Origin of the sequence: Pseudomonas sp. Pseusp11 (genome assembly GCF_047304405.1) — a bacterium.
Taxonomy (GTDB): Bacteria; Pseudomonadota; Gammaproteobacteria; order Pseudomonadales; family Pseudomonadaceae; genus Aquipseudomonas.
Genome location: NZ_JBGLZF010000067.1, coordinates 1 through 23,983, shown reverse-complemented (window position 1 = coordinate 23,983; position 23,983 = coordinate 1). Strand labels below are relative to the sequence as shown.

Annotated in this window: 21 protein-coding genes; 8 read left to right on the top strand and 13 right to left on the bottom strand. The window is 55.1% G+C overall.

The features are described from left to right. From ACCC96_RS28880 to ACCC96_RS28850, 7 genes are all read right to left on the bottom strand, one after another. Positions 1-695 (bottom strand): ABC transporter permease (locus ACCC96_RS28880; protein WP_413697588.1); only part of this gene is annotated, 695 nt, incomplete at its 3' end. Beyond that, positions 692-1,540 carry an ABC transporter permease gene (locus ACCC96_RS28875; RefSeq protein ID WP_413697587.1) on the bottom strand — a complete coding sequence of 283 codons (849 nt, stop codon included), beginning with the start codon at positions 1,538-1,540 and terminating at the stop codon, positions 692-694. The genes ACCC96_RS28880 and ACCC96_RS28875, both read right to left, overlap by 4 nt. Continuing rightward, positions 1,537-2,655, bottom strand: coding sequence for a quaternary amine ABC transporter ATP-binding protein (locus ACCC96_RS28870; RefSeq protein WP_413697586.1), 1,119 nt, complete (start codon positions 2,653-2,655; stop codon positions 1,537-1,539). Before ACCC96_RS28870 ends, ACCC96_RS28875 begins: the two co-directional genes overlap by 4 nt. A gap of 70 nt (positions 2,656-2,725) precedes the next feature. Continuing rightward, the gene (locus ACCC96_RS28865; protein WP_413697585.1) at positions 2,726-3,577 is read right to left on the bottom strand and encodes a glycine betaine ABC transporter substrate-binding protein; all 852 of its coding nucleotides are present in this window, start codon (positions 3,575-3,577) and stop codon (positions 2,726-2,728) included. A 68-nt stretch (positions 3,578-3,645) separates the two neighbouring features. After that, a complete protein-coding gene (locus ACCC96_RS28860; RefSeq protein ID WP_413697584.1) occupies positions 3,646-4,992 on the bottom strand; it encodes an NAD(P)/FAD-dependent oxidoreductase in 1,347 nt (448 codons plus the stop codon). Continuing rightward, positions 4,989-6,506 carry an aldehyde dehydrogenase gene (locus ACCC96_RS28855; protein ID WP_413697583.1) on the bottom strand — a complete coding sequence of 506 codons (1,518 nt, stop codon included), beginning with the start codon at positions 6,504-6,506 and terminating at the stop codon, positions 4,989-4,991. Before ACCC96_RS28855 ends, ACCC96_RS28860 begins: the two co-directional genes overlap by 4 nt. Further along, entirely contained in the window at positions 6,499-7,410 is a 912-nt protein-coding gene (locus ACCC96_RS28850) for a dihydrodipicolinate synthase family protein (RefSeq protein ID WP_413697582.1), read from the bottom strand. Before ACCC96_RS28850 ends, ACCC96_RS28855 begins: the two co-directional genes overlap by 8 nt. Positions 7,411-7,991: 581 nt before the next feature. Here ACCC96_RS28850 and ACCC96_RS28845 point away from each other — a divergent pair. Continuing rightward, the gene (locus ACCC96_RS28845) at positions 7,992-9,227 is read left to right on the top strand and encodes an aromatic ring-hydroxylating oxygenase subunit alpha (protein WP_413697581.1); all 1,236 of its coding nucleotides are present in this window, start codon (positions 7,992-7,994) and stop codon (positions 9,225-9,227) included. Positions 9,228-9,363: 136 nt separating this feature from the next. On the opposite strand, the gene ACCC96_RS28840 is transcribed toward ACCC96_RS28845, so the two are convergent. Further along, on the bottom strand, positions 9,364-10,326 hold the full coding sequence (locus ACCC96_RS28840; RefSeq protein WP_413697580.1) for a LysR family transcriptional regulator: 963 nt from the start codon (positions 10,324-10,326) through the stop codon (positions 9,364-9,366). Between the two features lie 449 nt (positions 10,327-10,775). On the opposite strand from ACCC96_RS28840, the gene ACCC96_RS28835 reads away from it, so the two are divergent. From ACCC96_RS28835 to ACCC96_RS28810, 6 genes are all read left to right on the top strand, one after another. Then, a complete protein-coding gene (locus tag ACCC96_RS28835) occupies positions 10,776-11,813 on the top strand; it encodes a quaternary amine ABC transporter ATP-binding protein (protein WP_413697579.1) in 1,038 nt (345 codons plus the stop codon). Between the two features lie 48 nt (positions 11,814-11,861). Next, a complete protein-coding gene (gene proW / locus ACCC96_RS28830) occupies positions 11,862-12,827 on the top strand; it encodes a glycine betaine/L-proline ABC transporter permease ProW (protein WP_413697578.1) in 966 nt (321 codons plus the stop codon). 66 nt (positions 12,828-12,893) lie between these two features. Next, positions 12,894-13,937 carry a glycine betaine/L-proline ABC transporter substrate-binding protein ProX gene (proX, locus tag ACCC96_RS28825; RefSeq protein WP_413697577.1) on the top strand — a complete coding sequence of 348 codons (1,044 nt, stop codon included), beginning with the start codon at positions 12,894-12,896 and terminating at the stop codon, positions 13,935-13,937. Between the two features lie 87 nt (positions 13,938-14,024). Beyond that, entirely contained in the window at positions 14,025-15,374 is a 1,350-nt protein-coding gene (locus ACCC96_RS28820) for an MmgE/PrpD family protein (protein ID WP_413697576.1), read from the top strand. A 48-nt stretch (positions 15,375-15,422) separates the two neighbouring features. Then, entirely contained in the window at positions 15,423-16,457 is a 1,035-nt protein-coding gene (locus ACCC96_RS28815) for a GlxA family transcriptional regulator (RefSeq protein ID WP_413697575.1), read from the top strand. 103 nt (positions 16,458-16,560) lie between these two features. Then, positions 16,561-17,712: an MFS transporter gene (locus ACCC96_RS28810; RefSeq protein WP_413697574.1), complete on the top strand. Its 1,152-nt coding sequence runs from the start codon at positions 16,561-16,563 to the stop codon at positions 17,710-17,712. Between the two features lie 117 nt (positions 17,713-17,829). Here ACCC96_RS28810 and ACCC96_RS28805 read toward each other — a convergent pair whose 3' ends face one another. The 4 genes from ACCC96_RS28805 to ACCC96_RS28790 form a co-directional block, all read right to left on the bottom strand. After that, positions 17,830-20,199, bottom strand: a complete 2,370-nt coding sequence (locus ACCC96_RS28805) for a hypothetical protein (protein ID WP_413697573.1) — start codon at positions 20,197-20,199, stop codon at positions 17,830-17,832. Positions 20,200-20,260: 61 nt separating this feature from the next. Next, entirely contained in the window at positions 20,261-21,010 is a 750-nt protein-coding gene (locus ACCC96_RS28800) for an ABC transporter permease (protein WP_413697572.1), read from the bottom strand. A gap of 7 nt (positions 21,011-21,017) precedes the next feature. After that, positions 21,018-22,019: an ABC transporter substrate-binding protein gene (locus tag ACCC96_RS28795; RefSeq protein ID WP_413697571.1), complete on the bottom strand. Its 1,002-nt coding sequence runs from the start codon at positions 22,017-22,019 to the stop codon at positions 21,018-21,020. Beyond that, positions 22,016-22,855: an ABC transporter ATP-binding protein gene (locus tag ACCC96_RS28790; RefSeq protein WP_413697570.1), complete on the bottom strand. Its 840-nt coding sequence runs from the start codon at positions 22,853-22,855 to the stop codon at positions 22,016-22,018. The genes ACCC96_RS28795 and ACCC96_RS28790 overlap by 4 nt, the downstream gene beginning before the upstream one ends. A 135-nt stretch (positions 22,856-22,990) precedes the next feature. Here ACCC96_RS28790 and ACCC96_RS28785 point away from each other — a divergent pair, with 135 nt between their 5' ends. Then, the gene (locus ACCC96_RS28785; RefSeq protein ID WP_413697569.1) at positions 22,991-23,734 is read left to right on the top strand and encodes a GntR family transcriptional regulator; all 744 of its coding nucleotides are present in this window, start codon (positions 22,991-22,993) and stop codon (positions 23,732-23,734) included. A 1-nt stretch (position 23,735) separates the two neighbouring features. Here the strand turns inward: ACCC96_RS28785 and ACCC96_RS28780 are convergent. Beyond that, positions 23,736-23,983 (bottom strand): aldehyde dehydrogenase family protein (locus tag ACCC96_RS28780; protein ID WP_413697568.1); only part of this gene is annotated, 248 nt, incomplete at its 5' end.

The window sequence follows — 23,983 nt, the reverse complement described above, 5'->3', positions numbered from 1 at the left end:
GCCCCCACCAGACCTGCCAGCACCACCATCGCCAGGGACATGAGAATGCATTGGTTCAGGCCTACCAACAGTGTGGGTGCGGCAGTCGGTAGTTCTATCTTGAACAAAATGTCTTTCGGCGAAGCACCGGACGCCTGGCCCAACTCGAGTAGATCCTTGGGCAGCTGCTTAAAGGCAAGGGTCGTCAGCCTGAGCATCGGTGGAATGCCATACACGATGGTCGCGATGATTGCCGGCACCCGCCCCAAGCTGAACAGCATCACAGCAGGGATCAGGTAAACCCAAGGCGGTACCGTTTGCATGATGTTCAGAATCGGCAGCAATGCTTCATCGACACGCTTCACCCGGGCCGCCAGAACACCCAGCGGAAAAGCGATGGCAACAGAGATCAGGACCGACACGCTGACGAGCGCGATTGTCTGGATGGACGCGACCCAAAGGCCCGCGAACAAACAAAAAGCCAACATCACCGCAGCAAAAACAGCGACTCGCTTATTGGCAAAAAACAACGCCGCAACGACGACAATACCGATGAACAAATAGGGATGGGGAGCAAGCAGCGCGCCCTCCACCGCACCCAGTACCGTCTCGATTAGTTGACTGATGCCCTTGAACAACCCATGCAAATTGGCGTTCAGCCAGTCAACGGCTGGAGCCAGGTAATCGCCTGGAGAAAACTGAATGTGCGTTGTCATTGGCAAGCCCCCACCCGCGTCCGTGCAGCGCTCTGCGCCAGACGATCCAGAATCATGGTCAGAATCACAATTGCGATGGCCGCGTTGATCGACTTGGCGATATCCAATGTACGGATGGAACCGTAGATCGCCTCGCCCAAACCACCCGAACCCACGATGCCGGCGATGACCACCATGCCGAACGCCATCATCAGGCTTTGGTTAACGCCGGCCATAATGCTAGGCATGGCGAACGGTAAGCGGATCTTGAAAAACATCTGCATTCCAGTCACGCCACTGGCATCTCCCAACTCGATGAACTCCTTGGGCGTCATGCGAATCCCCAGGGAGGTCAGTCGTAGAGCCGGGGGAAGCGCGACGATAAAAGTCGCCAACAGCGCCGTGGCAGGCCCATAGCCGAGCAGCGCAATGGCCGGTAGCAGGTAGATGTAAGGCGGCATCGTCTGAATCAAATCCAGACAAGGATCAACCACACGATCAAAGGCAGGCGCCAGACCAGCGATGACTCCCAGCGGAATGGCGACAGACAGTGCCAGCACGGTGGCAGTGAGCACCAGGGCAAGCGTGCTGACTGTCTCTGACCACAAACCAATGATGTCGCAAAACAACAAGGCCAGGCCTGTGAGAATCGCAAAGCGAACGCCCGCAACACGCCAGCCAATCAACGCCATGACAATCGCTACGACGTAATGCGGTGGATAGGCGATACACCACAGCACGCCCTCGTAAATACCCTTCAACACCGCATTGACGGCATCGAACACGAACTCACCGTTATCCGAAAGCCATTCCAGTCCTGTATCAATGGAGGTATCAAACTGACTAGAAAAATCCGGCGTGCTCATGCGGACGCCCCCATCTCACTGGCGGTTGGTACTGGCGCCAACTCGTTGGGAATACCTTGAACGCCACGCAGCAGATCACGGGGCGTAATGATCCCTGCCACTGTTCCGTTATCGACGACGGCAAGCGCATCGCGCCTGGACTTCATCGTCAATCCGATAAGCTCATTGATATCGGCGTCAAGCGAGGTTTGGGTGAGCCTGGTGATGTCGCAAGTCGGGTGTGCTACCTGGTAGGCCTGGACAGACGTCATGACCGAGTGAGCCTTCACCAGATGCAATCGAGAAATGCCGGCGACAAATTCCGCCACGTAGTCGTCAGCCGGATTGAGTACGATCTCCTCAGCAGTGCCGACCTGAATGATGGCGCCATCCTTCATGATCGCGATGCGGTCACCGATGCGGATGGCCTCGTCCAGGTCGTGGGTAATGAAGACCGCGGACTTGCCCAGCTCCTTGGTGAGCTGGCGGAACTCATCCTGCAACTGCCGGCGAATCAGCGGATCAAGCGCGCTGAACGGCTCGTCCATCAATATTATTTCCGGGTCGGCAGTGAGTGCACGCGCCAGCCCGACTCGTTGCTGCATGCCCCCAGACAGCTCGCCTGGATAGCGCGAAGTCCACTCGCTCAACCCGACCTTCGCCAGTGCCTGTTCGGCCACTTTATAACGCTCGGCCTTACCCACGCCTTGCACTTCCAGACCGAATGCCGTGTTCTCCAGTACCGTCCGGTTAGGCAACAAGGCAACGCTCTGAAAGACCATACCTATGTGACGCGCCCTCACCTCTCGCAGCTGCGCGGGCGACAAGGATGAAACGTCCTTGCCTTTGACCAGCACCTTCCCCGAGCTCGGGGTGATCAACTTGTTGAGCAGCCTTATAAGGGTGGACTTGCCACTGCCGGACAAACCCATGATGCAAAAGATCTCCCCCCGGCGAACCTGGAGACTGACATCGGAAACCCCGACCACGCAGCCGTAGTTTTGCAGGATCTGGGTCTTTGAAAGCCCCTGCTGGACAACAGCGTCCATGGCTGCCGGTGCACTTTTACCGAAGATCTTCCAAACCGACTGGCAATCCACCAGCACTTCGTCAGTATTAATTGTAGCCATTGTCATTTCGCAATCCATCGAACCAGTTGTTTGCTGGTTTCTTTAATTAATCAAAGGGCGGCAGTGGCAAACAAACTTAATAGTTCTTGATATTTCCCCAACGATTTACAAGATCTGTATGACTATCAATCCAGCCCTTGATAGCCTCGTCCATAGTCTTGCCATCCTTGACTTCAGCATTCATCGCGGTGATGTCCGTGATGGGCACATAAACACTGGCCATCAGTTCGCGCGCACGGGGATTGGCTTCAGCGAAGCCTTTGTGTCCGATCCAGTAATAACCCTGCAATGGCGGGAAGACCCCTTTTGGATCTTTCAGGAATTTGAGATCAAACTTCTTGGTCATCCATGAAGGATCCCAGACGGTTACCGCCACCCATTCCTTGCGATCGACTGCCGACTTTAAAGCCGCCGTCATTGCGGACGTACTGCCTTCGACCAGCTTGAGCTTGATGTCGTACGCTTTGACGACATTGTTCGCGTCACTCATTAAACCCGAACCCGGCTCGATGCCAATGATTCTGTTCCCCAGTTTTTCCGAGTTTGCATTCAGCTGTTCAATGGAGTCGATGTCTACGTAACTGGGTACTGCCATACCCTGATAAAGACCATAGGAGACCGGCGACAGCTTCTCAATTTTGTTTTTATTCTTTTTCCAATAATCTGCTGCAGCGTAGTCAGTCTGGGATGCCAACACCTGAATATCCCCTTTGCTTAGTGCAGCATAGGCGATACCCCACTCGGAAAACTCCACGACTTTTACGGTGTACCCTGCATTCTCAAGTACTTTCTTGGTTATGCCAGTAATGGGCACCAAGTCCTCCCAGGACATAGTACCCATTACTATGGTTTTTTCTTCTGCCTGTGCCTGCAAACTCATCATGCCCACAAACGCGAGCGCGCAGAATGCCTTCCAAATATTCTTCATGGATTAATCCGTTCTTATTAGTGACTTATTAAACGGCCTTTCCAGGAAAAGCCGACAACTTAAACTTACTAACCTTCTCGCCCGGCCCAAAATTCATGCCAACGAATAACCGAACTGACGCCCAGCTTCGTTATTATTTTGGGGGGTAGCCTGCTGGGTCCTGGCGCGTGACTGAAACTATCCAGAAAATCAGAACGTGTACCCGAAGCCAATTCCGCCGCCATTACACCTGCCAGGGTGCTCTTGACCGTTCCCAACCCATTTTCGCAGCAAGCCGAATAGAGGTTTTCTTCGATCTCGCCAAATGCAGCGGCGCTGTTACGGCTCAAACACAGACGGCCGGCCCAACTGAACTCCAAGGGAGTGGATTTCAGTTCTGGAAAGCGTGCATCCAAGGAATGTCGCTGCTCTTTGGCAACCGCAGCTACACGCTCTGGAGTGACCTGAATACTCGGGTCATAGGTGAACTTTGTCCGGATGACGATTCGCGAGAGACCGTCTGAAGAGATCTTGCGAACAGTCGCTCCCATTGGATCAGCCGGCAACAATGCCCACCTGGTGTTACCCGGCACGTCTTTCTTGAACGCATCATCACTGTACGCTGCCGTCATGGAGGCGTACGTAAAGACGTGCAGCAGGCGCCCTTGATAATGACCAAAGTCTTCAATGTGGCCGTTGACCGCCAGAATGACCTTGGGCGCATTAATAACCCCGCGATGAGACCGAGCTGTCCAGCCGCTACCCTGCTTCGACATTTCAATAATCGGAGAGCGCTCAAAGAGAGTGATTTTCCCCTCCAGCCCTGCCGCCAGATCTCTGATGTATTGTGCGGGTTGAATCAGCACGGCGCCGGGGGTATAGATCCCACCCTGGTAATAGGTGGACCCGGTGATTTCACGCATTTGCACGGCATCAAACATCTCGAACTTTTCGCCAATGCGCTCAAGGGATTTGGCGTAATTGACGTTCAGCTTCAATCCACGCTCAGTGGCGGCAGCGTTGATCTTCCCCGAAGGGTCGAAGGTGTCTGCAGACATGCCGTACTCGCGTGCGGCTTGCGCGGCAAAATCAATCGCGAAACGATTTTGCGTGATTTCCAGAGCGGTTGCGGACTCACTGGCAACGGAATACTCCCCGGACGACAGACTGTGCGGCACATCGATCATGAACCCGGAATTTCTTCCCGCTGGCCCCTTGGCGACCTCATGAGCATCGACCACAACAATGCTGTCACCCGGGTGTAACTGTGAAAGCCTGCGTGCGGCGGAAAGGCCGGCAAAACCGGCACCGATGATCAGCCAATCCGCCGTCACATTTCCATCAAGTATGCGAACAGGCGCAGTGCGTGCGGAAATCGCCTCCCAACCTGAAACCCCGGTGTCTACCGGCAGGCGCTTGATGGTATGGGTGCTCATTTTCCGGTCTCTTCATCCGACCGATCAGACACATCGATCCAGATGGTTTTGATTTCGGTGTACTGGTCATGGGCAAAAATGGATTTGTCCCGACCGCCGAACCCTGACTCTTTGTAGCCGCCGAAAGGCGTCGACGCATCGCCCTCGCCAAAGCAGTTCACGGTGACAATGCCGGCGCGGATTTCTCGCGACAACTTGATCGCCCGACGCAGGCTGCCGGTATAAACAGAAGCGGCCAGGCCGTACACCGTGTCATTGGCCAAGGCGATCGCTTCGCAGATCGTGTTAAAGGTGGTGACCGAAAGAATCGGGCCGAAGATCTCTTCCTGGAACAACCGGCTTTCTCTGTCGACACCGTCAATCACCGTCGGCTCTACGAAGGCACCGTCTTTGGTTGCGCCGCCGTACACGACTTCGAGCTTCCCGGCAGTGGCATGCTCAAGGTACGACTTCACTTTTGCGAAATGCTCCGGGCTGACCAACGACCCTACGCGGTTTTCCGGATCCAGTGGATCGCCCATTTTCCATTCGCGGATGTAGGTCCCCATGCGCTGCAGCAACTCATCCTTGACCGACTCATGAACGATCAGGCGCGAGGTCGCGGAGCAGTTTTCGCCCATGTTCCAGAACGCGCCATTGACGACATGTTGAGCGACGAGATCCAGGTCTTGAGCATCGTCCATCACCACGGCCGGATTTTTCCCACCGCATTCGAGTACGATGCGTTTAAGGTTCGAATCAGCAGCGTAATGCAGGAAACGACGGCCGGTCGCGGTGGAACCGGTGAAGCTCACCATGTCGACGTCGTTATGCAAGCCAATCGGCTCGCCGACTTCTTTGCCAGTGCCGGTCACAATGTTGAGCACGCCAGCGGGAACACCCGCTTCAAACGCCAGCTCCGCGACCCGCAACGTGGTCAGCGTGGTCTGTTCGGCAGGTTTGATGATGACCGAGCAGCCTGCGGCAAGCGCCGGGCCAATTTTCCAGGCCAGCATCAGCAGCGGGAAGTTCCAGGGCAATACGCAACCCACGACGCCAATCGGCTCACGCACAACCATGGTCAGCGCGTCGCTGCCCACCGGGGCGGTGTTGTCATAAATCTTGTCGATCAGTTCCGCGTGCCAGCGCACTGTGTGAATAGTATCCGGCACGTCCACCAACTGACATTCACTGACAGGCTTACCGCTATCGAGACTCTCGAGGACGGCCAGTTCGTGTTGATGGCTTTCAAGCAGATTCGCGAACTTCAGCAGAACAGCTTTGCGCTCCCTGGGAGAAATCGATCTCCAGCGGCCATCCTCAAAGGCCTCTTTAGCATTAGCGACCGCAAAGTCGACATCCTCAGATGAGCAGGCAGCGATATTTGTCAAAAACTCACCTGTCGCCGGATTGGTCGTGGCGAAGGTTTTGCCAGAGATGGCTGATCTGAACGCACCATTGATGAATGCGTTGGAAGGAAACGACATGTTTTTCGCGAGGGCCGCGTATTCGGCCTTGCTCAGAAGATCACCCATGGCTGGCTCCCGAAGTGATGTTGGCTACGTTGCGTTTTAGTTCGGCGATGACCGATGCAAGGCTTTGCTTTTCTTCGGCATGAAGTGGCTGGAGCGGCAACCGCACATCCCCTACTTTCAGTCCGTTAAGCTCGCAACCGTACTTGATCGACTGCACGAACTTGCCGCCATCCAGCGCATTCATCAGCGGCATCATTGCTGACATGATTTGGCGGCCCTTGTCGAAGTTCTTTTCAATCACGCAAGCCTCATAAAGCGCTACGTGCTCGCTCGGCAGGAAGTTCGATCCCGCACAGACCCAACTTCTGGCCCCCCAGGCAAAAAACTCCAGCGCTTGATCGTCCCATCCGCATGACAGTGCGATATTCGGAAACTCGCGAGCGAGCAGATGCACTTGCCCCATGTCGCCGGAACTTTCCTTGATGGCCACGACGTTTTTCGATTGACTCACACGGGTGAAATAATCCGCGTCCATGGAAACGCACATGCGCCCCGGGTAGTTGTAAAGCATGATCGGTAGATTGGCCGCGCGATCAATGGTCAGGGCGTGGATCGCGTTTTCCTCGGACGTCGGCAACGCATACGGCGGAGAAGTGACAAGAATGGCGTCCGCATTGATAGCCTTGGCATCTTTCGCGTACTGAACAGAATCCTCAGTGCGAATCGCGCCGGTGCTGATTATCAGCTGCGTCCGCGTGCCGATGACATCTTTCGCATAAGCGGCGAGTTCAGTACGTTCTTCTGAAGTCTGCGCGTAATATTCGCCGGTCGACCCGCCGACAATAATGCCGTGTACCTTCGCCTCAATCAGCGACTCCAAAACTTCCGAATAAACACTCCAGTCGATCTCCCCGTCAGGTTTATGGGGCGTTACTGCTGGCGTATAAATACCTTCAAATTTCAAGATAAATTCTCCGAATGCGAGTTGCGTGAAAGTTCAACGAGCGCGTCAGCCTTGATGCCTTGAGGCGCGATAAAAATTTCCATGTTTTCACGGGACTGTTCCCAGCATTCAAACACGAGATCAATTACCGCACTTTTGACCTCTAGAGGTTGTTTTACTGCCAGGCACCGCTAACTGTTGAATTCAGACTCGCATGGGGCAATAGAGTGGTCAATAGCGTGTATTTCTCGCGCATACATCTTTAAGGCGATACCCCGCCGAGAAAGAAAAATTATTTTTCCTTTAAATTCAATCTGTTACGAATTATCCATTATGACCCAGCTATCAATCGATAACATTTGTTTATGCATTGATAAGCGTAAAAGTTTCTTGTTGAGGTGTGATTGCCGACGTAGTCTTTAGAACAGCGATATTTTACCGGTGAATTAGCGCTTGAAGACTTCCGGGTACGACCGTCCCCATTGGCGACTCGTTTGCCCAAGCTCGACTTAAACGATGTAGAAACGAACTCAAGACCGTTTAGCCTCACTTACCTGAGCCGACTGAACGTGTCGCCCCCTGGTTTTTGGAGTGTGTTGACCGTGAGCACTAAATCGGCAGTTTCAAATCTTATTGCGCAGCGCAAACCTGACCATGCGCTGCCGGGTGCCCTTTATAACGACCCAGACGTCTATCGGCAGGATCTGGAACAGATTTGGCACAAAAGCTGGATATTCGCAGGGCATACATTTGAGCTGGAAAAGTCGGGCCAGTACCTGTCGCTGCAAATCGGCGATTATCCCGTCGCCGTCGTCCGTGGCGCAGATAAACAGATTCGTGCATTCCACAACGCTTGTCGCCACCGCGGATCCAAAGTCTGTCCGGAAGCAAGCGGCAAGGTCGCCAAGCTGGTGTGCCCTTACCACAAATGGACATTCGAGCTGGATGGCAAACTGCTTTTCGCCGGAAACATGGGGGACGATTTCGACAAGTCCCAGTATGGGTTGAAACCCGTCCATTGCGAGATCGTAGAGAGCTACATTTACGTGTGCGTAGCTGACGTCGCCCCAGACTTCTCGTCATTCAGAAAATCCGTAACCCCTTTCGTTGCGCCGCATAATCTGGATGACTGCAAAGTTGCGTTTGAGTCGAACATCATCGAGAAAGGCAACTGGAAACTGGTTTTCGAGAACAACCGCGAGTGCTACCACTGTGATTTCACTCACCCGGAATTGATGCACTCATTCGTGGACAACCCATCAGTGGGCGGCGCTGGCGGTGATGAGGATCTCGAACTCAAGGAGCACTGGGATCGCTGCGAAGCGGCGGGCCTGCCTAGCCGACTGGTCATGGACGAGGATGGTCGCTTCCGAATGACTCGCATACCACTGTTTTCAGGGGCCGTCAGCTACACGATGGATGGCAAGCCTGCGGTATCGGGCCGGTTGGACACCACGGGTGAAGCCAACATCGGTGCCCTGCTTTATTTCAATTACCCATCGACCTGGAACCACTTTCTGGGCGATCACGCGCTGAGCTTCCGCGTCCTGCCTCTCGGCCCGAATGAGACGTTGGTCACTACGAAATGGATTGTTAAGAAAGACGCGCAGGAAGGTGTCGACTACGATCTCGATCGACTCACCAAGGTTTGGCTCGCCACCAATGATCAAGACCGCACATTGGTCGAAGGCGCACAGGTAGGGGTTAACTCTCCAGCTTACGAGCCAGGGCCGTTATCGGTGGCCAGCGAAATTGGCGTGTGTCAGTTTGATGATTGGTACTGCAAAACGATGCTTGAGCAACTCAATGACACGATCCCGTTAAGGTCTGTTGGGTAAGGGCAACACTGCCGGTGGTGAGAACCACGAATTATCACCACCGGCCTACCTTTGTTTTTTCTTCGAAAAATTGTTAGCGGTGTCTTCTTACACCCTCCCCCTACCATCAAAGTCAGCTGACTGCCGTCATTAGCGTTCAAACGACTTTTGAGAACTGCGCGAGAATCCAGTCTCGTAGTCGACAACACGCTTCATCATTCACCCGATCTTCACGAAAAGTAAGATAGTGCTGGCTTTCATGAAGAACCACTTCCTCTTCGACCGGACGAACCAGTGATCCGTTTTCGATCAGGTTTTCAACCAGGTGATTCCATCCAAGGGCTACACCCTGGTGGGTCAAAACCATGCTTATCACCAGGTTGTAGTCGTTTGCATTGAAAACGTGAGGGCTATCGTGCGGCCGCTTTTCAATATCAACATCGTGATAAGCCAGCCAAACGCCCCAATCGACGTGCTCCGCTACCTGGGATCTGCCATAGGGGCTGAGATTTAGCAAAACCCCGTCGCGCAATCCTTCCAGGCTGGACAGTTCAGGATGCTCCTCTTTATATCGAGGTGTGCACACCGGGTAGATGACGTCATGAAACAACGGATAGCTACGATAACCGTCCTGAACCTTGGCCATCTTGGTGATGAAGATGTCCGGCGTTACACCGGGCTCCATCGACAAAAAGTTTTGGGTGGTCACCAGGTTCAGATCGATGTCAGCGTTCTGAGTGAAAAAACCCGGCAGCTTGGCGGCTAACCAAAGAGCCGAAAATGCTGGAGAACAGCAAAGCGTCAGCGTGCGCTTGCCTGCATTGTTGGTGCGGATGCGCTCCGCTGCCTGGGAGATGTTTACGAAGGATAGCTGCGCGGCATCGAAAAAAATGGAGCCGGCCTCAGTCAGCTCGACCGCTCGACCGACCCTTTTGAAGAGATCAACCCCAAGGTACGTCTCAAGCTCCCGAATCTGGCGACTGATTGCCGCCTGAGTAACGCATAGTGCCTCTGCCGCTCGCGTGAAACTCTGGTATTTGGCAGCCGCTACGAATGACTTGACTGCTTTCAGGGACGGCATTTTCAGCAACGTCATGTCTGGATCGATGTGCTTAACCATAACCTAGAGTATTCAATGTCCGGTTCAAGGGCCCCAGAGAGGGCCTTAAGGGATGAGATCGGCGGGAAGATTCCACCTGGAGCTTACGCTTGAGAGTAGCTGAAAGAGAAGGTCTACGACAGGGGGAACGGTACTTCGCTTAATAACAGGCACTGCCGGCATCGAAAATGGATATCAATGCAGGATCGATAACATGAGGTTATTGATTGGTCAGAATAAATGTTGTTAGACGCTGACTCTATTAGGTAATAACTTAGTTCTCAAGGTACTGCTTAATTCAGCATCGATAAAACAAAAATAAAAAACATCACATAATAAAGAGGATAGTCACAATGACTAATTCCCAACCTTTCTCCCAGCTTGACTGCCCCCACAAGCACCGTCTGAACTGATCAAGACGCGTACACCTGATTTCTTGATCTTACGTCGTAATTGCAGCAGGAGGGGTTATGAGTCTTGGTGACGAGATACTCTCGGTAAGAAACATTTACAAAGTCTTTGGTGCTCAGCCAAAGCTCGCAATGGAGATGCTGGCTCGCGGTGCTGATAAAAATGAAATTTTCAGCAAAACCGGTCAAGTCGTTGGCGTTTTTGATGCCAGTTTCTCCGTAAAACGTGGAGAGATTTTCGTCATCATGGGACTTTCCGGCTCTGGAAAGTCGACGATGGTGCGATTGTTCAATCGACTGATCGAGCCAACCTCCGGAACGATCCATCTTAACGGCCAGGAAATCACCGGTCTGTCGGACGCAGATCTTCTTAGCGTTCGTCGCAAAGACATGAGCATGGTGTTTCAGTCGTTCGCCCTAATGCCCCACATGAGTGTGATCGACAACGTTGCTTTCGGCCTGGAAATCTCTGGTGTCGAGGAGAGCGAGCGGCATAAACGTGCACTTGAGGCACTCAAACAGGTGGGGCTCGATGGCCACGCCTACAGCTATCCGCACCAGCTGTCCGGCGGTATGCAACAGCGAGTAGGCCTGGCCCGAGCGCTGGCCAACGACCCCGCCATCCTGCTGATGGACGAAGCTTTCTCGGCACTCGACCCATTAATTCGCCACGAAATGCAGGGCGAACTGATTCGCCTGCAGGCAGAACAACATCGCACCATCATCTTCATCTCGCATGACATTGACGAAGCGATTCGCATCGGCCATCGCATTGCGATCATGGAGGGTGGCCGAGTAGTGCAGATCGGTACCCCGCAAGAGCTGCTTTGCAACCCGGCGAACGATTATGTCAGAGCTTTCTTCAGGGGCTTTGATGCCTCGAAGATCCTCAAGGCTGGTGATGTTGCCAAAATCTGCGCAGAGCATCCGTACGCCATGGATCAATCCACTCCTACGCTGCGCGACGATGTACTCCTGCAGGACGTCTTTCACATCGTTGCTGATGCCGTTAATCCAGTTGCCGTGCTGGATCGCCAGGGTGTGTTCAAAGGCACGATCTCCAAGAGCCTACTGCTTCAGACAATGAGCCGACACTAATAGGCTCTATTTGCTGGCTTGCCAGGCTCGGACATTCAGGTGATTAGCATGAACGAATTCAATTTTCTAGACCCGTTTCAATCCATCAACGTCCCCTTGGGCCAATGGGTAGAAGTTGCCCTGAATTTTCTGGTTCATAATTTCCGCGAGGTATTTCGCTCGATAAGATGGCCGATCGATCAAGTTCTTAATGGCATTCAGTACGGTTTGCTGTCTATTCCTCCGTCAATATTCATTATCCTCGCGACGCTCCTTGGCTGGCAGGTGGGAGGAAAAAAAATAGGTATCCTTTGCTTTGTTACCCTCACTTTATTAGGGGTAATCGGCGTGTGGAATGACGCCATGATCACCCTCGCCCTAGTGCTCACTTCACTGTTTTTCTGCGCAGTTATTGGCATACCGCTGGGTGTCCTGTGTGCCCGTAGTGACCGCCTCGAGATGCTGCTGCGCCCGGTACTCGATGCCATGCAAACCCTGCCGGCATTCGTTTACCTGGTACCCGTGGTGATGCTGTTCGGTATCGGCAACGTACCGGGAGTGCTGGTCACAATCATCTTTTCGGTGGCTCCACTCGTGCGGCTCACCAACTTGGGAATTCGCCAGGTTCCGGAAGATAAGGTCGAGGCCGCCCGGGCTTTCGGATGCACCCCACGCCAGATGCTGAGGAGAGTTCAACTTCCTTTAGCTGCTCCAACGATCATGGCGGGTTTGAATCAGGCATTAATGTTGTCACTGTCGATGGTGGTGATCGCATCAATGATTTCGGTTGGCGGCTTGGGGATGATGGTACTTCGCGGAATTGGTCGCCTTGATATGGGCTTGGCTACCGTCGGTGGTTTGGGCCTGGTACTTCTGGCGATTTTCCTCGACCGCCTGACCCAGGCAATGGGCGAACGCAGTAACAGGGCAACCAAAGGTGAGCACTGGTACCAGACCGGCCCGGCGGGTGTCATTTATCGCCTAAAGAGAAAAAACACTATTACGAAAATAGAAGTCAGTCCCAAAGAAAGCTAACTCCGCCAAGCGGCGTCGGGAACCAAAAGAACTGCCAACAACTTAACCCAGCCAAGGTAAACGGTAATGAACTTCACAACCTTCGGAATAAAACAGAAATTCATTCATTCTGTGGCACTTTTAGTATTAGCGGTCTCCCCTGTTTTCGCATCAGCCGCCACGGCGCAGGAGCCTGGAAAAGGGGTATCAATCACCCCAATTTTCCCGTCAATCGCCGAGGAGCGATTTCGCGGAGAAATTGCAATGGCGGGTCTCAAGGAATTGGGCTACGACGTTGAAACACCAAAGGAAACCGAGTACTCCACCATGATGGTTGCGATTGCCAATGGTGACGCGGATTTCTCGGTGCATTTGTGGGAGGAACTGCACAAATCCTTCTACGAGAAGGCCGGCGGCGATGAAAGGATGGTGAAAACCGGCGCCATCATGCCGGGCGTGTTGCAAGGCTACATGATTGACAAAAAAACGGCCGATGAACACCACATCACCTCGCTCGCAGATTTGCAGAAGCCGGAAATTGCCAAACTGTTTGATGCCAATGGCGACGGTAAAGCTGACCTCACGGGTTGCAACCCGGGTTGGGGCTGTGAACTCATCATTGCGCACCACATGAAAGCCTATGACTTGGAAAAGACCGTTTCCAATAACCAGGGCTCTTATTTTGCCTTGATGGCGGACACCATCGCTCGTTATAAACAAGGTAAGCCGATTCTCTATTACACCTGGGTACCTCAGTGGATCTCCGGTGTTCTGGTCGAAGGTAAAGATGTTGTGTGGTTGACCGTACCGCGTACGGATCTTCCAGGTGGCAAAAACGATACCAACACGACCTTCAACGGTAAAAACCTTGGCTTCGCGGTAGACAGTGTCAGAGCGGTAATCAATAAAGAGTTCGCCGAGAAAAATCCGGCTGCGGTGAAGTTTCTGTCTGAAATGCAGATCACTACCGACGATGAAAGCGCGCAAAATCTGAAAATGCACAACGGTGAAAAAAGTGCAGCTGACATCACCCGGCACGCCAAAGAATGGATCGCGGCTCATCGCGCGAAATACGACAGCTGGCTGGCAGACGCACGCGCCGCTGCTAATACCGCCACCGCAAAAAAATAATCCCCTTCTTTTAAAACTGAATAAAAAGTTGCCCTTCATCGGGTAACTTTTTATCCGTTCCGGCGTTCATCATTCGGGAATCTTGAAATGCAACTGTATTCATTCGTCCAGAATTTCAGTTACAAGGACGCTCCCCTGCATACACGCGAGCTGGTTAAAACATGCCTGCTCGACATCATTGGCGTGGCCGCCGGCGCTCGCAACAATCAAACCAGTGTGATGCTTAAAACCTACGCTGACGCCCACTACTCTGCCAACAAGCTGTCCAGCCGCCTTTGGTTCGACGGCAGGGCCGTACACCCATTGGGCGCCGCGTATGCAGGCGGTTTTTGCGTAGATAGCCTGGATGCGCATGAAGGTCACTTCACATCCAAGGGGCATGCGGGTGCAACTGTTGTCCCGGCCATCGTTGCATTGGTAGATGCGTATCGCAGTCAAGGCAAAGACATTAGCGGCGAGGAATTCTTCAGCGCACTGTGCATCGGTTACGAGACCGCTTTGCGTGCGGGCCAGGCATTAATGGCCACGGCCCCGGAATATCATGCGTCAGGTGCCTTTTCCGGGATCGGGGTCGTTTGCGCCGGAGCCCGCCTGCTGAAGCTGGATGAAACGACGTTCCGTCATGCACTGGGTATCGCGGAATACTTTGGCCCGAGGTGCCCGATGATGCGCCTGGTGAACTTTCCCACGATGTTGCGTGATGCCCACGGCGCCGGTGCGTATGCAGGACTGAACGCACTACTGATGGCACAGATAGGTGTCACTGGCGCTCCAGCCGCCACCGTTGAACCTTTGCAGATTTCCACTTTCTGGCAGGACATCGGAACCCGCTGGGAGATCGACGAGCAATATTTCAAACCGTGGCCGGTATGTCGCTGGGCACAACCGGCACTCACAGCCATGACCGATTTGATGCGAGCACATCCAGTCATTACTGCAGAGTTGATCGAGACCATCGATGTCGAGACATTCCACGAGTCTGTGTGCTTGCAGGGGCACTTTCCGAAGAATGCGGACGAGGCCCAGTATGCATTAGCGTTCCCGCTTGCCGCCTTGATCGTTCGCGGAAAACTCGGCCCTGACGAGGTCACCGGGGACTCCATTCATTCGCCAGACATTTTAAGCGTCAGCGCAAAAATAACCCTTCATGAGGCGCCTGACCTGTCCGCCAGGTTCCCGGAGGAAATTCTCTCCCGAGTGACCGTTACCCTGAAAGACGGCACACGTCTTACGAGCCCAACGGCGACAGCCAAGGGCGACCCCGGCAACCCAATGTCGAGTGACGAACTCGCGGCTAAATACCATTTGCTGGCTGATGACAGTCTCGGAACCACGCTCAGCAATGCGATCAAGAACAGTGTTGAAACATTACCTGACAGTGACGATTGCCAGTCGCTCTTTGATTTGTTGCTGTCCGCTCCAAAACCCGCTGTCTAGATTCCACAACGGCTTCTCAGCTATTTGTTCAGGTGTCAAAGAGGACTTATGCCATTCGTATTCGAGAGTGTGCTTAAAGACAAGAATATGGGGTACTCCTATACGGCGGAGAAACCAGTAAAGCCGCAGACGGTGACTCGTGTAGCTTTCGTGCTTTTAAACAATTTCTCGATGATGTCCTTCACCGGCGCTATAGACGCGCTGGTGACCGCAAACCTGATTAGCGAGACACCGGCTTTCGAAGTGCTAACCGTCGGTATCAAGAGTCGTCTGGTCATGAGCGATCTGGGGATTGCAATTTCAGCAGACCTGGAGCTCTCACAATTACCGGATCGTATAGATGTCCTCATCGTTGCGGGCGGTTTACGAGTAAAGCTGATCAGCGACCCACAATTACGGCGCAAGCTACGCAACATCGCCTCTCATGGCGCGACCATGGGCGGTTTGTGGAACGGTGCATTTTTCCTGGCTGAAGCTCAGTTGATGGACGGTTTCGAGTGCGCTTTCCATCCAGATGGGCGAGCGATGATGGAGGATGTTTTTCCCAAAGTCCTGGTCTCCAGTCGAACTCATGTAATGGATAGAAACCGTATCACGTGCGCTGGCGCCAGTAGCTCGTTACGAATGATGCTAGAACTCATCACGGCTAAAAAAGATCTGTCACTGACCCATGCTGTAGAGGAAATACTCAGTTGCGATCAAACGACTGAAGTCTCTGGGATATCAACTGTCGTCGTTGACTCGGACCCCACGCTGCCGCAAACCCTGAAGCTCGCTTTAGAACTGATGCAAAAGAATATCGAAGAACCGCTATCGATCGACGAACTGGCTGAATGTGTAAAAATTTCCAGACGACAATTAGAGCGCCGCTTCTGCCGTTTCGTAGGCGCCACCCCCACACGTTATTATCTAGAGTTGCGCTTGACTCGAGCACGCCAGCTGATTCTGCAGAGTAATCGACCGATCACCGATATCGCTATTGCAACTGGCTTTTGCAGCTTCGCCAATTTTCATATGCGATTTCGCGATTTCTTTGGCGTGGCGCCTAGTAGTTACAGAGCAACATACGAGCGCAGACGCTAAAGCCACCGAAACATAGCGAGATGCAAAAAAAAATAAAAGCCTGCGAGATCGAAGCCGAACAGATGATCGCTAGCATCACGTCGATAAGGATTACCGAATCATTATGAATGCTCCATCGTCATTATTGATATCAACTGATAACTACAGCGAGCGGATGTCCACACGCATCGCCTTTCTCATCGCGGGTCTGCTCATGTCCGCTTGGGCGCCTCTGGTTCCGTTGGTTAAAGCACGTACAGGCCTGGACGACGGTGGCTTGGGGCTGTTGCTTCTCGGCCTTGGCGGTGGATCAATCGTGGCCATGCCCTTCGCTGGCTATCTCACTGCACACTATGGATGCCGACCGGTCGTCATCTGGGCAACTATTGCACTGTGTGCCGTTCTTCCGCTGTTGAGCACTGTGGTGTGGCTGCCGGGCCTGGTCATTGCTGTCATTATCTTCGGTGCCAGCATGGGTATGCTTGATTGCGCCATGAACATACAGTCCGTCATTGTCGAGAAAAACAGCGGACAGGCACTTCAGTCCGGCTTTCATGGCCTTTACAGCGTCGGAGGCATATTGGGCGCGGGGGCGATGACCTCGCTGCTGACCTTCGGCCTGGATCCATTGATTGCTGCGCTCAGCATCGTTGCCACCGTTATGGGGGTGCTTTACAAGGCTGCACCTGCTTTGCTGACTTATGGCACTGAACGGGGTGGACCAATGTTCGCGGTACCCAGGGGTATCGTGCTGTTTTTAGGGACGCTCTGTTTCATCGTATTCCTCACTGAAGGGGCAATGCTCGACTGGAGCGCGGTCTTCCTTGTGTCGAGCCGAGGGTTAGAGCCGAGTATCGCCGGTCTGGGCTACGCATCCTTCGCCGCAGCAATGACGGTGGGCCGCCTGACAGGAGATGCCATCGTCAGCAAACTGGGCGGCGTGCGCGTCGTCGCGCTAGGCGGGCTCTGCGCAGCCGCTGGCATGATCGTGTCGCTTGGGTTCGATGGCTGGCCCGCGTCCTTGATTGGCTACGCCCTGGTTGGTGCTGGATGCTCAAACATTGTCCCTGTGCTCTTTACCGCAGTAGGCCGGCAGCAACGTATGCCACAAGCGGTAGCCATCCCCGCTGTCATCTCGATGGGCTACGCGGGCATTCTGATAGGCCCCGTATTTATCGGAGCGGTCGCCCATCTAAGCACTTTGTCATTCGCCCTGGGCTGCCTGGTCGTTTTGCTGGTTTTTGTCAGTGCGACAGCTCGATTACTCCGCAATTGACCGAATATTTTCTTAACATCGACCCACACCGAAGGGCTGACGCCCTATGTCATGCCCCCGATGGGATCAGTAAGCAGTCGCCGAACGTTTGAGGAAAACGCCGCGGGGTGTGAGCGTTTATAACGTAAGAAACAGCGCCGAGGTCCAGACTCGGGATTGATCGCGCTGCCGGGCGCAGATGAATAATGGATGTTCACGCCCCTGCTCCAGATTCAACCGGGCAAGCTCGATTTGCCCTTGCAGTTCTCGAGGCAGCGGCGCAGCGGTTGTCCTTTCGAGGGACACCTTCAACTCCGCACCCGGCAGCTCTTCGGTCACTTGCGATTGCACCAGCAACTCATCACCGGACAACTCCATCAACACCGTCGGCGCATGCACGTAAGGTTGCGGCTCAGACGGGTCGCCAACCTTGATGTAGTTATCGATGCGGCTATGAACCTGCAGCGTGGCGCCGGCCAATTGCGACAGGTCGATTTCGATGCTGTCGGTGTCGCCATTGGTGTCGGTGCGAAAAGCCAGAACCGTTGCATCCTTGCGCCATACGGTTTGCTCGGGGTGATCGAGCCCCAAGGCGCGAAAGCCGTTGATGACCGCACCCGTCACGCGAATCTCGCCGGTCCAGTAGGCACCGCGATAGCGATCCTTGATCCGTGCGCCGCCCAGGCGTAGACGAATGCGCTGGCTGGAAAAACCCAGCTCCTGGTGCAGGTTGCGCGACCAGATCAGCTTGTCGCCATCGAACAGATCGACCTGCTCCCAACCCGCCTCTCCGAGCAGTCGATAGTCCAGCGTGGCATTTGCATCGGCGGTGAACACTTCACCCATAAAATGCTGGCCCTGGCGCAGGCTGGCAAATGAACGTTCGCCGGTGGTGGCAAACGTGCGACGGGCGCGAAGGGCCTTGCCAACACTGGCTCGATCGAAGGCCTCAGCCATCACGCCGGTCAGCCCGCCGCGAGAGCCGAACACCGCCGTGGCCGGAACACCGCCGCCACAACGGCCCTGATGCTCATCGCTGTTCGCCGCGGCACCCACTCGATAGCCACGCTGAAGCGCTTCGGCGTAGACCCAATGGAACTGCCCCCAGGCCGAGCCGACTTCGATCAGGCGTTCCAGCTCAGGATGGTGCCAGTCGAGGTTGCAACGGCGCCCGCCGACGTGAGGCATCATCAGATGACCTTCGGGGTCCTTGGCATAGGCGGCATACAACTCGTCCACCGGCCAGGCACCCGGCTTGATGGTGCCGGCGGTGAACTCGTTCCACTCGAAGGAACGCACCAATCGCCCTTGATTGTCGAAGGGAAACTCGGGTTTGCGGTCATGCAGGAACACCACATTACGGTCGCCGCCCGCGCAAGAATTGCCGCACCATTCGGTGCCGGGATAGCAAACAAATCGTCCTGGTTCATTGAGTTCGTGAATCAGCTTGACCGCCTGATCCCAGCGCTGCTCGGTGATATTGAAATCATTGGCGGTGTAACCGAGGACATCGAGCCCGGCGACATCGCGACCGTAGCTGAGGTTGTACAAGGTGTCGTTGGTGCCCACCGTGTCATCGGAGTGCACATGCAGGTCGGCGTACAGCGGGCGCAATGCGGTGCCGGCCGGATCGACCGTGACAAACGCCTGAGCGGCGCGCACAAAAGGTGCCGCCACCGCGGCCGACAAACGCCACTCCCCCACCGCACCGAGATCAAAACCCTCAAGCCGGGCAGTCGCCCAGCCTTCAGTCGCTAAAGTGAACGGTTGTTGTCGCTCGCCCCCTTCAGGGTCAACGAGGGTCAGGACACCCTTGAGCGGCAAGTTGCGGCAGGTATTACCCCAGGCATCATCAACCCTGAGCAGTACGTCGAACGCCTCACCCGCGCTGACCAGACGAGGCACGACCAACTGCACGCTCTGCGCCGGTCCCGGCACGATGTTCAGCAGCGGATCACCCGGCACCTCGGCAAATTTCGAACTGCCCAACGGGTCGATAAACAGACGGAAACGGAAGTCTTTCTCGACAAAACTCTGCACCCGCGTACCCGCGCCGCCCTGACGACGATCGCCCAGGCGAATGATGATTTTATCTCCCGGATTCAGGTAACCGTCGATGATGTCGATGATGATCGCTTTCTGAAACGGCCGTTCATGCCCCTTCTGGTCGAAGCGCACTTTCAGATGCTGCACAGAGGCCTGGCTCTGGCCAGGGACCAGCTCGCCTGCCTGATATTCGGCGCTGACATAGTTGGGGCCGGCCGGATTCGACGTCTGGAACAAGGCCCAGTCAGAGTAGAACTTGAAGGCCAGTTTCAGCCAGGCGCCGTCCGCCAGGCCGCTGCCACCCACCTCGTAGACCAGGGTGATTTCATCCCATTGACCGGCAATCAGCGTGTCACGATCACAGTGGATGCGGCCCAGAAACGGGCGTCTTTTGTTGCGTTCGTAGAGGCCTTGAGGGGCAATGTAATGCCCGGCTTCGCGGGGATCGAAAACGTTACTCACATGACACCTCGTGCAGTGGTCCACTGAAGGTTTGAAGGGGGTTGAAATCAAATGACGATGCTTATTGCACTCGCCATTTCTGGTAGTGACGCTCGATGCGCCTGAACACAAAACTCTCCATCAGCCAGGCAATCAGGCCGATCACGACAATGCCCAGCAACACCTGGCTGCTGTTGCCGATCTGCCCGCCCGTCGACACCATCCAGCCGATGCCCTGGGAGGCACCGATCATTTCCGCCGCGACCAATGCCCTCCAGCCCTGGCTGAAGCCGATGCGCAAGGCCGCTGTCACGAAGGGCAACGAGGCCGGCAGGTAAACGTGAGCCAGCAGTTGCCAGCGGTTGGCGCCCAAGGTACGTGCCGCGCGGACTTCACCACCGCGAATGCTCTGCACGCCCTCCTGAATGGTCACCGCCATGGGGAACATCGCGGCAATGAAAATCACTAGCACGATGGAGACATAGCCCAAGCCGAAAATGATCATGATCAGCGGCGCCCAGGCGATCGGCGGGATGGCCATGAATAGGCTGTTGAGCGGCGAGATGAAATCGCGAAACCGCGAGGACAGGCCACCGGCAGTACCGAGCAGAACTGCAACGATCACCGCCGCGCAGAAGCCGCCAACCTCTTCAAGGACGCTGGCCTGCAGGTGCTGCCACAGCGAACTGTCGCTCAGCCAGCGCACAGCCTCGCGGGCAACATCCCAGGGTTGCGGCAGGATGTAAGTGGGAAAGCGGCTGGCCAGAGCGACCCAGATCAACAGCAGGCATGGCAGCGACGCCCATCCCCAATTCGGTTTTGGCAAGGACATGACAGACTCAGTGCGAGGCTTTTTGCAGGTAGGAGGTATCCACGATCTGTTCGGTCTTGAGCGTGGTATCGATAAAGCCCAGGTCGTGGGAGTAATTCATCAGGCGCTGGATGAATTGAATATCCGCAGGCTGCAAGTCCGCTGACCAACCCAACCGGGTACGTGCCTGAGCGACGATGGTTTGCGGGGCGATGGTCTTGCCGTCAGCACCTTGCACCGGCTCGAGCTTGAACGCCTCGGCGATGATTCGATTCGACTCATCGGGGTGCTCGTTGAGAAAGGCGATGGCCTTGCGGTGCGCACGCAACAGCTTGACCACATCGTCCGGTCGCTCCTGCAAGGTTTTGGGTAAGGCGATCACCACGTACCAAGGGTAATTCGGCAGCGCCTGATTGACGTCGAGCAGGATCCGGCTCGACCCGCGCAACAACGACTGGCTGACAAAGGGTTCCCAGGAAAACGCCGCATCGACAATGCCGCGCTCCAGCGCCGCGTTCATGTTGCCGGGTGGCATGTCGATGATGTCCAGATCCTTGTCAGGATTGAGCCCGGCCTTTTCTTTCAGGACATAGCCGCGCAACAGCACATCCATGCCACTGCCCTTCTTGACCCCGGCCAGTTTTTTCCCCTTGAGTTCATCCAGGGTGGTAACCGGACTCTTGGCGTCGACAATCACCGCAGCCTGACCGTAATTGACCTTGGCCAGAATCCGGCTTTGCAGCCCCCGGGAAAACCATTGATACACCGGCGGTGTACCGACATAGGCCACATCCAGCTCGCCAGCGGCCAGTGCCTGCTGGATCACCGGACCATCGCCCAAGGCCTGGAGATCGACATTCAAGCCTTCCTCGCGGTAGTAACCCTGTTTGTCGGCGATCAACGCCGGGGCGTTGGCCATGGCGAATACGTAACCCACACGCAAGGGTTTCTCTTCGCCAGCCACGGCGAATACGCTGCTGGCCAAGGCGGCAACAGACAAGGAAAGGGCAAGCAGCGAATGTTTGATCATGCTGTCAACTCAGGTTGGCGGGTTGGATACGCGGAGGCTGCAGACACTTCCATGACCTGGGAAATGCGCTCCATCAGCTCATTGCGGTAATCGAGAAAGGCCGGCAGGCGGCGGGTTTTCAGGTTGGAGCGAGGGCGCGGCAGATGAATATTCAATTCGCTGTGGATACCGCCGGGGGCGATGTTGAGCACGATGACCCGATCCGCTAGAAACACCGCTTCGTCGATATCGTGGGTAATGAACAGCACCGTCTGGCCCAGTTCGGCCCAGATGCGCAAGGTCTCTTCGTTCATGCTGTTGCGGCTGATGGCATCCAGTGCAGCGAATGGCTCATCCATCAGCAACACGCTGGGCTCCAATGCCAGGGTCCTGGCCAGGGAAACCCGCTGCTGCATGCCGCCAGAAAGCTGATGCGGCAACCGATGCGCGGCATTCTCCAGACCGACCAGACGCAGATACTGCAAGGCTTGAGAACGCTGTTGCGATTCGTTGATCCGGGCCGCCATCCGCAGGCCGAAACGGACGTTTTCCAAGGCGCTCAACCAGGGAAACAACTGCGGCGCCTGAAACACATAACCCAACTCCGAACGCTCTGGACGCACCGCCGTCTGGTTGATACTGATCTGACCGCTCTGGGGTTGCTGAAAACCTGACAACAAGTTCAGCAAGGTGGTTTTCCCGCAGCCGGATGGCCCCAGGATCGCGACGAATTCACCGGGTCTGGCGTTCAGACTGAAAGAGGAAAACACGCGATGGCCATTGGGGTAGCTGAAGCTGATGTCATCGACCGTCAGCGCATCGGCTTGCTGCTGTGCGTAAGGGAGGGTTTTGAACATGGCAAGTGTCGTCAGGTCGTTTACAATGGGAATGCCTGACATAATACGTATTAATACAAGTCGTCCCAATAACCTATTTTTATAACCTTAGAAGTGAAGGCGCACCGCCCTCCTCCAAGGCCATGGAAACCGACAGTGTCTACGTCCATTCTTCGCGACAGCACCACCTCACTCTACGAGCAGATCGCCCAGCAATTGCTGGAAGAGATTCAACGCGGCGACTTTGAGCCCAGCGGCAAGCTGCCGTCAGAAGCAGAGCTGGGTAAACGCTTTGCGGTGAGCCGCGTCACCGTTCGCCTGGCGGTGGGCAAACTCAGCGACGACGGCGTGGTGGAACGCAAGCAAGGCAAAGGCACCTTCGTGGCGGCCAAACAGGTGCGGCACGGCCTGGACGCGTTGCGCAGTTTTCATGAAGCCTTGTTGCTGCAAGGGCTCGAACCGAGCATGCGCGTCATCAGCCATACCCTGCAGCCGGTTCCAGAGGCATTGCGTGGTTTGTTTGAAAAAGCGGACGACTGCCTGCTTCTGGAACGACTGCATTTCGTCGATGACGAACCCATCGCACTGGGCCGCAGCCATCTACCGGCCGAATTGGCCAGCGTGGTCTGGACTGAAGTCGAGCATCAACCGATCTACTCCATTCTCGAGTCGATCACCGGCATGGCGGTCACCCGCGCCGATCTGGCGATCCGTGCGCAAGAAGCCGATAAACACCTGGCCAGTGCCTTGCACATCAAACGTGGCGCGGCACTGCTGGTCATGGAGCGCACCTCCTGGTTTGCCGACGGCCGCTGCTGCGACCGTACGACCTTCTACATCCGCCCGGAACGTTATGCCTTTGTCCTCAGTGGTGTCTTCAAGTCCAGACCCGCCAGCTGAATCAGTGCGCGATGCACACCGATTTCAGCTCGGTGTAAGTCTCAATTACCGCGCGACCAAACTCACGGCCCATACCGGATTGTTTAACACCACCAAACGGCATCGCAGGGTCGAGCAGCACGTGAGCGTTGCCCCAAACGGTGCCCGCTTCGATACGCGGCACCATGTGACCCAAAAAGTTACGCGCCTGACCATCTCCACCAGCAGGTATCTGCAAAAAAACGCATAACCCCCCCCTCACTAAAAACG